8 protein-coding genes, 1 rRNA gene and 3 riboswitches are annotated in these 13360 nt (G+C 41.8%); of the genes, 8 read left to right on the top strand and 1 reads right to left on the bottom strand.

Translation table 11 applies throughout. From position 1 onward, the window contains the following. Positions 1 to 134 precede the first annotated feature (134 nt). Entirely contained in the window at positions 135 to 1085 is a 951-nt protein-coding gene (locus Q8G36_RS19560; protein ID WP_305161483.1) for an ABC transporter substrate-binding protein, read from the bottom strand. Positions 1086 to 1242: 157 nt separating this feature from the next. Continuing rightward, positions 1243 to 1461: riboswitch (cobalamin riboswitch) on the bottom strand. A gap of 190 nt (positions 1462 to 1651) precedes the next feature. On the opposite strand from Q8G36_RS19560, the gene Q8G36_RS19555 reads away from it, so the two are divergent. From Q8G36_RS19555 to Q8G36_RS19520, 8 genes are all read left to right on the top strand, one after another. Beyond that, positions 1652 to 2608, top strand: coding sequence for an AAA family ATPase (locus Q8G36_RS19555; RefSeq protein WP_305161484.1), 957 nt, complete (start codon positions 1652 to 1654; stop codon positions 2606 to 2608). Then, positions 2608 to 3801, top strand: coding sequence for a DUF58 domain-containing protein (locus tag Q8G36_RS19550; RefSeq protein WP_305275184.1), 1194 nt, complete (start codon positions 2608 to 2610; stop codon positions 3799 to 3801). The genes Q8G36_RS19555 and Q8G36_RS19550 overlap by 1 nt, the downstream gene beginning before the upstream one ends. After that, positions 3798 to 6002 carry a DUF4129 domain-containing transglutaminase family protein gene (locus Q8G36_RS19545; protein ID WP_305161486.1) on the top strand — a complete coding sequence of 735 codons (2205 nt, stop codon included), beginning with the start codon at positions 3798 to 3800 and terminating at the stop codon, positions 6000 to 6002. The genes Q8G36_RS19550 and Q8G36_RS19545 overlap by 4 nt, the downstream gene beginning before the upstream one ends. Positions 6003 to 6038: 36 nt before the next feature. After that, positions 6039 to 6140, top strand: a riboswitch (purine riboswitch). A 178-nt stretch (positions 6141 to 6318) separates the two neighbouring features. Then, a complete protein-coding gene (guaA, locus tag Q8G36_RS19540; RefSeq protein WP_305161491.1) occupies positions 6319 to 7839 on the top strand; it encodes a glutamine-hydrolyzing GMP synthase in 1521 nt (506 codons plus the stop codon). A 225-nt stretch (positions 7840 to 8064) separates the two neighbouring features. Further along, positions 8065 to 8166: riboswitch (purine riboswitch) on the top strand. 100 nt (positions 8167 to 8266) lie between these two features. Next, positions 8267 to 9598 carry an NCS2 family permease gene (locus tag Q8G36_RS19535; RefSeq protein ID WP_063235528.1) on the top strand — a complete coding sequence of 444 codons (1332 nt, stop codon included), beginning with the start codon at positions 8267 to 8269 and terminating at the stop codon, positions 9596 to 9598. Between the two features lie 153 nt (positions 9599 to 9751). Then, on the top strand, positions 9752 to 10594 hold the full coding sequence (gene glcT, locus Q8G36_RS19530; RefSeq protein WP_305161487.1) for a glucose PTS transporter transcription antiterminator GlcT: 843 nt from the start codon (positions 9752 to 9754) through the stop codon (positions 10592 to 10594). 214 nt (positions 10595 to 10808) lie between these two features. Continuing rightward, complete coding sequence (ptsG, locus tag Q8G36_RS19525) at positions 10809 to 12878, top strand: glucose-specific PTS transporter subunit IIBC (RefSeq protein ID WP_305161488.1); 2070 nt, start codon at positions 10809 to 10811, stop codon at positions 12876 to 12878. Positions 12879 to 13261: 383 nt separating this feature from the next. After that, positions 13262 to 13360 (top strand): 16S ribosomal RNA (locus tag Q8G36_RS19520); the annotation flags it as partial.

Here is a 13360-nt window from a genome sequence, read left to right as displayed (position 1 = left end):
ATTTTAGCATAAACAAGACAGAAAGGAAGTTTACTTAAGAAAATACAAATCGGAAGGGTGTGGCTTCATTGCCCTAAAGACCGGAGCGGGAAAAGGAAGAGGATGCGCCATTATTGGCGCATCCTCCTTTCGTGTTATTTGAACAAGTCAGGATAAACAGTCTTTGCTGCGAGTTCAACAGCTTCCCCGATCCTTGGTCCAGGACGTGACATGACATTTTCATCAAGCAAATGGACGTCATCGTTCTTCACCGCATTGATATCTTCCCAGCCTTTACGCGCTTTTATTTCACCAACAGCATCATCTGCATACGTGGCAGTGGTGATGATGGATTTAGGGTTCCTTTTGACGATTTCTTCATCAGATACCTTAACCCAGCCTTTTTGGTCATCAAAGATGTTTTTAATGCCGGCAGTATCCAGGATTTCATGTTGGAATGTTTCCGCTCCTGTTGTATAGATTTCCGGAGCAGGGCTAATTTCAAAGTATGTTTGTTCCTTTTCGTCTAAAGTTTCCACTTTTTCTTCGACACTTGCAATTTGGGATTTGATATCTTTCAATAATTCATCCCCTTTTTCGGCAACACCCATCACTTTAGCAATTTGCCCGATATCACCGTATACATCATCGAAATTTGCCGCAGATTCAATAATGAACACAGGGATGCCAGGATCTTCGAGTGGTTGCAGTGTCGCTTCATCACCAATGGTATAAGCTATGATGGCATCAGGTTTCAAGGCAATGATTTTTTCTGCATTGATAGTAACAGAGTCTGAAACATGCTCGATATTCTTTGCTTCCTCTGGATAATTATCGAAGTCTGTCACGCCGACGACTTTATCACCCTGTTCGAGGGCAAATAAAATTTCCGTATTGCTTGGCTGAAGTGAAATGACTTTTTCTGGAGTTTTCTTGAATTTTATTTTCTCTCCAGTATCATCCGTAACCGTATAATCCTTGATTTCTTCGGCCTTTTCACTATCTTTATTATCCGTTGCGGCTTGATCTTCGTTCACTCCGCATCCGGTAAGGAAAAGGGTAAGCATCAGCATGGAAATCCAACTGAATCGTAGGGTTTTCTTCATTATTTATTCCTCCTTTTACGTATTGGGTGAATGACCTCCGTTGCTTTTCCCAGTAAAACAAATAGCCGACCAAGAGTTTTGGTCGGCTTCGGGCATCTATGTATCTGTAGTAGAAAAAACATGGAAGAGCCGTACAATCTCCTATCTTCCGAAGAGCATCATACGATGAAAGAAGGCAGGTCTTCTGGCTTGTGCGTCATTTTACTCTAAGAACCTTCCCATTTGGGTAAATGGACGGTAATCGGCGTGCGATTACATCCTCAAATAGTGGTATGCATCTTATTTCATTAGCACTTACAGCTGCGGAAACAGCTTCGGTTTTAAACCGAATTCCCTATTAAGCTGACAAGGCAGCACCTTTTTCTGCAAGGTTCATATTCACTTAGCAACAGTTTTACCATACCTTTTTGATTAAGCCGCATTAATATTTTTAGACAAATTCGTTTATGGTTTGCCGAATATCTAGTAAACTTACAATGTAAGGTTTAATTGGAGCTTAATGTAAAATGCGTGATATAGAAAAGGTATGAAATAATAGTGATAATGTGAATCTCGGGAGGTAGAGAATGATTTATAAGCAGGTCAATCAAAAACTGGAAATGGTTCTGGCGAATATCGAAAAGGTGATTATCGGAAAACGGGATATAGCAGAACTAAGCATCGTGGCACTCCTTTCCGGTGGACATGTCTTATTGGAGGATGTTCCGGGTGTGGGAAAGACAGTCATGGTAAGAGCACTGGCAAAATCAATAGGTGCAAGCTTTAAGCGAATTCAATTTACACCTGATTTACTTCCTTCTGATGTTACCGGTGTTTCGATCTTCAATCCTAAGGAACAAGAATTCATTTTTAGGCCAGGTCCGATAATGGGACATATTATTTTAGCCGATGAAATTAACCGGACCTCGCCGAAAACTCAGTCTGCATTGCTTGAAGCCATGGAAGAGGCAAGTGTTACTATTGATGGTGTCACAAGAGGATTGGAGAAGCCCTTCTTCGTAATGGCGACACAAAATCCGATCGAGTACGAGGGAACATATCCGCTTCCGGAGGCTCAATTGGATAGATTCCTATTAAAAATGAAAATGGGCTATCCGGGTGTGGAAGAAGAGATAGAGGTTCTTCATAGGGCACAATATACGGCACCGCTTGAGGAGCTGGAATCCGTCATCACCTTGGATGAATTGATAGAATTACAGGCTGAGGTAAAAGCGGTGATAGTGGATGACACAATAAAACGATATATTGTTGAATTGGCGAATCAAACACGTACGCATGAAGCGGTCTATTTAGGGGTAAGCCCGCGTGGATCGATAGCATTGATGAAGGCAGCCCAAGCTTACGCGCTGATCCAGCGCAGGGACTATGTTCTGCCAGACGATGTTCAATATTTAGTTCCATTCGTATTTTCCCACAGGCTTATTTTGAAACCTGAAGCGAATTATGATGGCTTCGATGCTGGAATGGTGATACATGAAATTGTCGCGACAACACAAGTGCCTGTGAAGCGGGCTGTGACCTAATGCGTAAATTCATCAACATTTTAAAGGGGAATATGAGTGTGATCGGACTTGTATTACTCATGACCGTTTCTTTTTGCTATGCAATGTTTCAAGGCGGTTTTGTCAGTTGGTTCATTTTTTATTCATTTTTGCCGTTTTCTGTGTACGCTTCGATTCTGCTGTTTTATCCGCTGCATGATTTTACCCTTGAGAGAAAGGTCAATAAAAGGGAATGCCAGGCCGGCGAAACTGTTGAAATTGCATGGACGTTTACCCGTAAAAACTGGCTGCCCCTATTATTTATGGTGGTAGAGGAGGAATTGCCTCAGCAGATGGAAGATAGGGGATTCCAAAGGAAAATTATTATCTTTCCGGGATTCAAGCGTACCTTCAGCCTGTCATATACCTTGGAAAACTTGCAGCGCGGAGAGCATTCGTTTCAATCGATCCGCTTTTGGATTGGGGACTTTTTTGGGCTAGTCGAAAAGGAAGCGATATATAGTTCACCTTTGAAGATAACTGTTTTTCCTCGTTATCATGAGCTTGCCTACAGTGATCTTGATCGAGTGTTCAATCAGGGGACAGTGGTTTCAACAAAGAAAACACAACGGGAACAATCAGTAGTCTCCGGGGTAAGGGAATATCAGCCAGGCGATCAGTTGTCATGGATTAACTGGAAGGCGACGGCTAGAACGAGTGAAATCATGACGAAGGAATTCGAAGTGCAGAAAAACCGGGATGTATTCATCATGCTTGATGAAAAGCCGTCGGATTTATTCGAAGAATCCATTGAAATGGCGGCTTCCATTACACACGCCATGTTAAAGAAAGGCATGGAAATTGGGTATGTGAGTATGGGAGCGAGGTTAATCATACCGGCAGCAGCAGGCAACAAACAGAAACGAAAGATTTTTTACCGGCTTGCTAAAGAAGAGCCGGGTGTTGTAAACGCATGGAACGAAAATGTCCGGAAGGGAATTCTTCCGGCAAACGCTGCTGTGATATTCATCGTTTCAGACTTAACCTTAGAAAAGGTGGACATATTGAGTGCTTTCCGGCCTAATCAGGGATTAATGTTATGTGTGAAGAAACAGGCAGATCTTACTGATGAGGAAAGGCTGTCAAGTTCTACAGCTGTTTCGAGGGGGATAAAGGTTAGTTTTTTTGAACATGGCCAACTAAAGTCTGACAGGTCAGGGGTGATGGCGAAATGAATGTCACCACTGAAAAGTTGGAAAGGTCCATGCACGTCCTAATGTATGTATTCGGTCTGTTGTTGATCACTGAATGGTTGAGGCCTGTCGATAAACTCACCGATACAGGTAACATCATCATTTTTATCTTATTTTTAATCTATTCCCTACTGCTGCATTATTTCCGCATACATTGGTCAATCCGATTTATTCTCATTAGTGCTTATATAATGATTTCATTACAGTTCCTCCATTCAAAAGGCGCTTTATTTCAATTATCATGGCTGAAAGAAGGATTCCTAGCGGATTTTACGGCCAATCTTAGTTTTATATATGATGGTAATTGGGAGCTGATCACAAATCCATTTCGAACGTTTCTATTTTTTGTCCTTCTGTGGCTTGTAACGTATTTGATCCATTACTGGGTGATGGTAAGGCAAAGCATCTTTTTCTTTTTTATGTTAACGGTGATTTTTATATCTGTACTTGACACATTCACTCCTTATGTTGGGGATAAGGCAATGATTAGGATCATCATCATCGGGTTCTTGATGCTCGGCCTGCTGTCCCTGCTGCGGCTAACTATACAGGAGAGGATCAAGTTTCCGATGGCTTCCATCAATAAGTGGATCTTGATGCTGACCGGCATGATATTGGTAAGTGTCCTGGTTGGTTTCGTTGCCCCAAAGCTCTCTCCGCAGTGGCCGGACCCGGTGCCTTATATTACTTCTTATTCTGATAAAGCTGTGAAAGAAGACGATGGTTCGAAGCGTAAAAGTGTCGGATATGATGAAGACGATTCGGATCTTGGCGGTTCGATAGAGCCGGATAGTTCCATCGTTTTTTATAATGATGCTCCTGCAGGACATTACTGGAAAGTCGAGAACAAGGATATTTATACCGGTAAAGGGTGGGTTTCCATACTTGAAACCGACTTTCACACTTTTTCCAACGGGCAGGATATGGCATCTTTAGATATTTACGACGTTCCTGAAGAGGTGAGGACAGAAGAAATGACGGCAAAAGTATCCATGACGGAATCATATTCCCATATCCTTCATCCGCAGTCCGCGTATTTAAAAAGGATTGAGGCCAAAAACGGGATGGATTTCAAATATTATGAGGGTATGGACAAAGTTATTTCTGAAAAGGATAATGGCGAACGACTGTCCATGAAAGAGTATGGGCTGGTCTATGATATGCCGAGTTTTGATATAGCTGAATTAAGGAAGGTAATGGAACCTGATGAATCAATGGATTTATTAATGGAAAAGAACACGCAGCTTCCAGAGGGAATGCCAAACCGGATATATGAATTGGCATCCGGGCTTACAAGGAATGAAGCGAATTGGTACGATAAAGCAAAAGCCATTGAGGATTATTTTGACGGACCTGAATTCATTTATTCTAAGGACGATATTCCGTATCCAGAGAGCAATCAAGATTATGTCGATCAATTTTTATTCGAGACACAGATAGGGTATTGCGATAATTTTTCAAGTGCAATGGTTGTTTTGCTAAGAGCCGCCAATATACCTGCAAGGTGGGTAAAGGGCTATACGGAAGGGGAAAAATCAATCCTTGATGGCGAATCAGTTTATAAGGTGACCAATAATAATGCACATTCCTGGGTCGAGGTTTATTTTTCAGGGATAGGCTGGGTTCCCTTCGAGCCGACAAAGGGTTTCAATGGGGAAGTTGAATTTTACGATTCGGAATTGAAACAGGAAGCGATCAAGAAGCCTGAAGAAACTCCAACTAATGAAGAGCAAACAAAGATAGAGACCAGGGAACGCCAGGATACACCCGATAGGGAAACTCAATCATCCGTGAATACGGGTATTGGGAACATGGGTGGGTTCTTAAAATGGACTGCCATCACACTGTCAGGTGTATTGATTCTCGCTTTTATTGGTTATTTCTTCAGAAGGAAGTGGATTCCTCATCTGCAGATTCTTCGTTATAGAAAGAAAACCGGTGCACATTTCTCGACAGCCTATTTAATATTATTGAAACAATTAAAACGAGGTGGTTTAGTTCGTCCGGAGGGGCAAACTTTAAGGGAGTACGCCGCCTATGTGGATGCAGTGTACGATACGGATGAGATGAGTGAATTGACGGGTGGATACGAGTTAATGATATATCGTGGAGACGTGGAAGATGGCGAATGGAAACACTTTCAAAAGGGTTGGGAAAGCTTAATGAGAAAAACTAGCTCTTGACCAGGTTTTTATTATATTGATACAATAACAAAAACTAACTTAAACTAATATATCCTTCATATATCCTCGATAATATGGATCGAAAGTTTCTACCGAATCACCGTAAATGATTTGACTATGAAGGCGGATTTTAACAGGAAAGCTGAAAATCTGCCTTCGTCTGTACTTTTTCTGTATTTTTGAGGGTGGATTTTTAGTTTTTCTTTTTTTATGATAATATTTTTTATAAGAAATTATCACTCGATTTTATGAGTGAATTACATTGATAGAGGTGACGTTTGTGCCGGGGAAAACAGAATTGCAAAAAAACCAGGAAATGATCGTAGTACTTGATTTCGGAAGCCAATATAATCAATTGATCACTCGTCGTATCCGCGAATTTGGTGTGTACAGTGAGCTTCATCCTCATACAATTACTGTAGAAGAAATCGAGAAAATGAACCCAACGGGAATTATTTTCTCAGGGGGTCCGAACAGTGTTTATGATGCAAATGCATTTGGTTGTGATGAACGCATATTCGAAATGGGCCTACCGATTTTCGGAATTTGTTATGGCATGCAGCTAATGACTAAACATTTTGGCGGTAAAGTGGAACCAGCGAAAAACCGTGAATACGGAAAAGCGACACTTGCCATCCAAAATGAGTCTAAGTTATTCAGTGACCTGCCGAAAGAACAAATCGTCTGGATGAGCCATGGTGATTTAGTGGTGGAAACGCCTGAAGGTTTCGAAGTTGATGGGACGAACCCGTCTTGCCCAATTTCGGCTATGAGTGACGAGGCACGTAAATTGTATGCCGTGCAATTCCATCCTGAAGTTCGTCATTCCGTATACGGTAATGACATTTTGAAAAATTTCGTATTCGGCGTTTGTGGATGCAAAGGTGACTGGTCAATGGAGAACTTCATTGAAATCGAGATGGAGAAAATCCGCCAAACGGTCGGAGATAAAAAAGTGTTATGCGCTTTGAGCGGCGGAGTTGATTCATCCGTTGTTGCTGTATTGATCCATAAAGCGATTGGCGATCAGCTGACATGTATTTTCGTTGATCATGGATTACTTCGTAAAGGGGAAGCTGAAGGTGTAATGAAAACATTCAGTGAAGGCTTCAATATGAACGTAATCAAGGTCGATGCAAAAGAACGTTTCTTATCGAAACTTGCTGGCGTTTCAGATCCGGAACAAAAACGGAAAATCATCGGTAACGAGTTCATCTACGTATTCGATGACGAAGCAACGAAGCTCGAAGGAATTGATTTCCTTGCGCAGGGTACACTTTACACAGACATTATTGAAAGTGGTACGGCCACTGCACAAACAATTAAATCGCATCACAACGTTGGCGGTCTGCCGGAAGATATGCAATTTAAATTGATTGAGCCTTTGAACACTCTATTCAAGGATGAAGTACGTGCACTTGGAAGTGAAATGGGCATTCCAGATGAAATCGTTTGGCGTCAACCATTCCCGGGTCCAGGTTTAGGTATTCGTGTATTAGGCGAAATTTCAGATGAAAAACTTGAAATCGTTCGTGAATCTGACCATATCTTACGTGAAGAAATTAGTAAGAATGGTTTGGAACGCGAAATTTGGCAGTACTTTACGGTGCTTCCTAACATTCGAAGCGTAGGGGTAATGGGCGATGCGCGAACGTATGACTATACAATCGGGATCCGTGCGGTTACATCCATTGACGGAATGACGTCCGATTGGGCAAGAATCCCATGGGATGTACTTGAAATCATCTCTACGAGAATCGTTAATGAGGTAAACCATGTAAACCGCGTCGTGTATGACATTACGTCTAAGCCGCCTGCAACGATCGAGTGGGAATAGAAGATTAGAATCATCCAATCAGTGAAGGAACTAACCTTCACTGATTTTTTTTTGTTAATAAAGTATTTGATGTATAGATTGCTTACATTTCACGTATGTTGGCGAAGATATAGTCATAATAAGTAAGGAATATATAGCGAAACGCGAACGTTGCCTAAAATTACATAATAAATATTCGTTTGGTATATTGACGATTTTTTTGGTGACTGGTACACTAAACCTATAATAATAAAAAAACATAATTGTCGTATAATATTGGGGATATGGCCCAAAAGTTTCTACCAAGCTGCCGTGAACGGCTTGACTACGATGTGGATGGATTGGTGAGGATAAATCGCCACTTCTGTACATGACCGCAGTCAAGCCCCGTTCGGAACCGAATGGGGCATTTTCTGTTGGCACGATTTTATGATAGGGGAGACTCATAATGAAAAATTATTTTCGGTTTAACGAGCTGGGAACTAATTATCGCCGTGAAATACTTGGCGGACTGACTACGTTCCTTTCAATGGCATATATCCTGGTCGTTAACCCTGTAATGCTGACTTTACAAAGCATCGAGGACTATCCGGATGAATTGAGAATGGACTACGGAGCGGTTTTTGCAGCGACCGCCTTAGCAGCTGCGATCGGCTCGATATTGATGGGACTCATAGCCAGGTATCCAATCTCGCTTGCGCCGGGTATGGGATTGAATGCTTTCTTCGCTTTTACCGTTGTACTTGGTTTTGGAATTCCTTGGCAGACGGCTTTATCAGGAGTATTGATTTCAGGTATTATCTTCGTTTTGCTTTCCCTATCTGGAATACGTGAGAAAATCATTAATGCAATTCCAGTTGAATTGAAATACGCAGTTGGAGCCGGTATCGGTTTATTCATTACTTTTGTAGGATTTCAGAATGCTGGAATCATCACGAATGATGACAGCGTTCTTGTCGGACTGGGCGACTTAACATCAGGGAATACTTTATTGGCTGTGTTTGGAATTGTCGTAACCGTCATTTTGATGACGAGAGGCGTCAAAAGCGGCGTGTTCATAGGGATGGTCATTACAGCCATTGCAGGGATGATCTTTGGACAAGTGCCTGTGCCGGAGAAAATAATCGGTGCAGTTCCTAGCATAGCGCCTACATTCGGGGTAGCTTTCGATGCCTTTGGAAATCCCGGTGATCTCTTCACTGGTCAAATGTTAATCGTGATATTGACCTTCTTGTTCGTAGCTTTCTTTGATACAGCGGGTACGTTGGTGGCTGTCGCACAACAAGCTGGATTGATGAAGGATAATGTTCTTCCTAGAGTGGGAAAAGGGTTACTTGCTGATTCATTATCCATCGTTTCAGGTGCAATTCTTGGTACATCCACCACAACATCTTATGTAGAGTCTACATCAGGTGTAGCTGCTGGTGCTAGAAGCGGTTTTGCGGCTGTAGTGACAGGATTACTGTTTGTCCTATCCCTTTTCTTCTTCCCGCTTCTTTCAGTTGTGACATCTGCGGTGACTGCGCCGGCATTGGTTATAGTCGGAGTATTAATGGCATCATCACTTAAGAATATTGACTGGCAGAAGTTCGAAATTGCGGTTCCGGCCTTCTTTACGGTTATCATGATGCCTATGACATATTCGATTGCGACAGGTATCGCTTGCGGATTCATCTTCTATCCGATCACTATGTCGATGAAAGGAAGAGCTAAAGAGGTTCATCCAATCATGTGGGGTCTTGGAGTCGTCTTCCTACTCTATTTCATTTTCTTGAAGTAATAATTTAAGTAAAGTAAGGAGAGTCCTGATTTCGGGGCTCTTCTTTCATGTTGTAAGAGAAAGCTCATATCGTGTATAGTAAAAGGACTAGTACTAAGTATTTTATCCTGTATGGGGCATAGGGATGACTTTGAGAAAAAAAGAGGGAGAAAAATGAATGGTTTTATCGTTGAAAAGGTTTTGAACAATAATGTGGTGATTGCCACGCATCCGTCGTATGGAGAAGTCGTTTCAATTGGAAAGGGCTTAGGCTTCAACCGAAAGAAAGGTGAAGAGTTGAGTCCGGAACTTGCGGAGAAAACGTTTGTCCTGAAAAATGTTAAGGAACAGGAAAGTTACAAAAAACTTTTGCCGCAAATCGATCAAAATCTTCAAGCTGCCATTATAGAATCCATTCATCTCATTAATGACCGAGTAACTGGAAAGCTAAATGAACATATACATGTCGGTTTAACAGATCATTTATTGTTCGCCCTTCAGCGTGTTTCACAGGGAATGACTATCAAAAACCCATTCTTGAAAGAAACGATAACCCTTTATCCTTTTGAACATGATATTGCTGTTGATGTAATCGACTTAATTCAAGATAAGACAGGCATAGGCCTACCCCAAGGGGAAATCGGCTTTATTACGCTTCATATTCATAGTGCAATATCAAATAAAGACTTATCGGAAGTCAATCATCATTCGCAGTTAATCTATCATCTTATCCAAGTCGTTGAAGAACAGCTCAGCGTGCAAATTAATAAGGATAGCATAGATTATACACGTTTGGTCCGTCATTTAAGATTCATGATAGACAGGGTGTTGGCTGAGGAAAAAGTAGAGGAACCCGAAAAGATAGCATTGCTATTGAAAGAAGAATATCCTTTGTGTTACAATATCTCTTGGAAGCTAATAAAAATTATGCAGCAGAAATTAGGCAAACCGGTTTGTGATGCGGAAGCTGTCTATCTAACGATGCATATCCAACGATTACAAAAGAAAATAAAATAAACATACATTAACTTACGTGTTACTGATTCGATCAGGCATAAGTGAGGAGAATGATTGTTATGAAAGAGGGTATTATATACCTGAATTTTCATTTCAATCCTATCTTTGCTTATGCCTTTTTTGTATTTGAATTCTGATGCGTGGGAAGATGAATACCATCGTTAAATGTAACCGTTTTATTAGCATGGAAAAACAGTAAAGAGGAGGAAAACCTATGTTTAAGAAGTTGTTTGGTGTTTTGCAAAAAATCGGAAAAGCTTTGATGCTTCCTGTAGCCATTTTGCCAGCGGCTGGAATTTTGCTTGCGTTTGGTAATGCATTGCAAAACGAAACTTTGTTGGATATCGCCCCGTTTCTTGCGAGTGGCGGAGTGGAAATGGTCGCATCGGTAATGGAGAATGCCGGAAATATTATTTTTGGGAATCTTCCCTTGTTGTTTGCTGTGGGGGTCGCGATTGGGTTAGCTGGTGGAGATGGTGTTGCCGGCCTGGCCGCGATTATCGGGTTCTTGATTATGAATGTAACGATGGGAACTGTTCTTGGGATTGACGCTGCCGACATTGAGAACAATGGTGCGGTGTATAGCAATGTTCTGGGAATCCCGACGTTGGGAACGGGCGTGTTCGGCGGTATTATTGTCGGTGTCATGGCTGCTGTTATGTATAATAAATTTTATGAAATTGAACTGCCTTCTTATTTAGGATTCTTTGCAGGTAAACGTTTTGTACCTATTGTAACAGCTGCAAGCGCAGTTATTCTTGGGTTGCTGATGATTTTGATTTGGCCGACGATTCAATCGGGGTTAAATTCATTTTCCGAAAATATGTTGGGTGCCAACCTGACTCTGGGAGCTTTCGTATTCGGGGTCGTAGAACGTGCGCTGATTCCTTTTGGATTGCATCATATCTTCTATTCGCCGTTCTGGTTCGAATTTGGCAGCTATATCCCTCAAGGCGGGGGAACGCCAGTCAGAGGAGACCAAGCCATCTTCATGGCACAAATTAAAGATGGTGTACAGAATTTAACGGCAGGTACTTTCATGACTGGTAAATATCCATTCATGATGTTCGGGTTACCAGCTGCGGCTTTGGCCATTTATCATGAAGCAAGACCTGAAAGAAAGAAAATAGTCGGGGGCTTGATGGCTTCTGCGGCACTTACATCTTTCTTGACTGGGATTACTGAGCCACTTGAATTTGCATTCTTATTTGTTGCACCGGTACTTTTCGGGATTCACTGTCTGTTTGCGGGTCTATCATTCATGACTATGCATTTACTGGACGTGAAAATCGGGATGACGTTCTCGGGTGGGTTGATTGATTACGTACTGTTTGGTTTAATTAATCCTCAAACCAATGCTTGGATTGTTATTCCGGTTGGTTTGGTCTTTGCGCTTATCTATTACTTTGGATTCCGATTTGCGATAAGGACGTTTAACCTAAAAACTCCTGGTCGTGAAGTGGAGGAGGACGAGGAAGCGGAAGGATCTGCAAGTACAGCTGGAAGTCTCCCGGGGGATATCTTGGATGCTATGGGCGGAAAAGAAAATATTTCTCACTTGGATGCTTGTATTACCCGTCTTCGTGTATCAGTCAATGACATCGGTAACGTTGATAAAAATAGGCTGAAGAAACTTGGTGCCGCTGGGGTTCTGGAAGTGGGCAATAACATCCAGGCAATCTTCGGACCGCGTTCAGAAACGATCAAGGGGCAAATGAAAGATATCATCGATGGAAAAAGGCCTCGTAAAGTAGAAGCCTCTCCTGAAGAGGGCGTGGAAAAACAAATCGAGGATGTCGTCCCGGAACCTTTGCGGACGGATGAAGTTTCCGAGCGCTTTGTTTCTCCTATCAAAGGGGAATTAAAACCGATCACGGAAGTGCCTGATGCAGTTTTTGCTGAAAAAATGATGGGTGATGGATTTGCAATTGTACCCGAGGAAGGGTTGGTTGTTTCTCCTGTAGACGGAACGATCGTTAACCTATTCCCGACTAAACATGCAATAGGTATCGTTTCCGAAGCTGGACGTGAAATCTTGATACATGTCGGGATCGATACAGTTAAGTTAGAAGGCAAAGGTTTCGAAGCACTTGTCGCTCAAGGAGATAAAGTGACAAGCGGACAGCCATTGCTTAAAGTTGATATAGAGTATGTCAGAAAAAATGCCAGCTCTATCATTACGCCAATCGTCTTTACTAACCTTTCCGAAGGCGAAAGTGTGAAGATTGAAAAGGCCGGAAATGTGGATAGGGAAGAAGCGGACGTAATTTCCATCGATAAATAATCATTAATAACAGGAGGGTGGCTATAATCAGCTGCCCTTTTGTATTTGATAATTCATTAGCAGGGTCCGGCTTCTATAGAAAGAAAGTAGTGTATATATAGAAGAAGGTGGTTCGTGAAAAAAATGAAGGGAATTTTAAAAGATTAAATTGACTTATCTATATGCAAGTGCTAATATATTAAATACACCGCTTGAGACAAAAAAGACAAACAAGTAAAGACAACTTGTTGTTGACTTTATGTTTGAAAGGTGTTAAACTAATGAAGTCGCTAAAGAAGCGATGGAAAATATTGCTCTTTGAAAACTGAACAAAACAAAGCGCCAACGTTAAATTTTAAGTGAGCACACACTATCAAAAAAAGCAAATGAGCAAGTCAAACATTTCTTCGGAGAGTTTGATCCTGGCTCAGGACGAACGCTGGCGGCGTGCCTAATACATGCAAGTCGAGCGAATCGATGGGAGCTTGCTCCCTGAGATTAGC

Origin of the sequence: Peribacillus frigoritolerans (genome assembly GCF_030676415.1) — a bacterium.
Lineage (GTDB): Bacteria > Bacillota > Bacilli > Bacillales > DSM-1321 > Peribacillus > Peribacillus frigoritolerans_A.
Note: the sequence above shows the minus strand (reverse complement) of the source record. Positions and strands in the feature narration are given on the sequence as shown.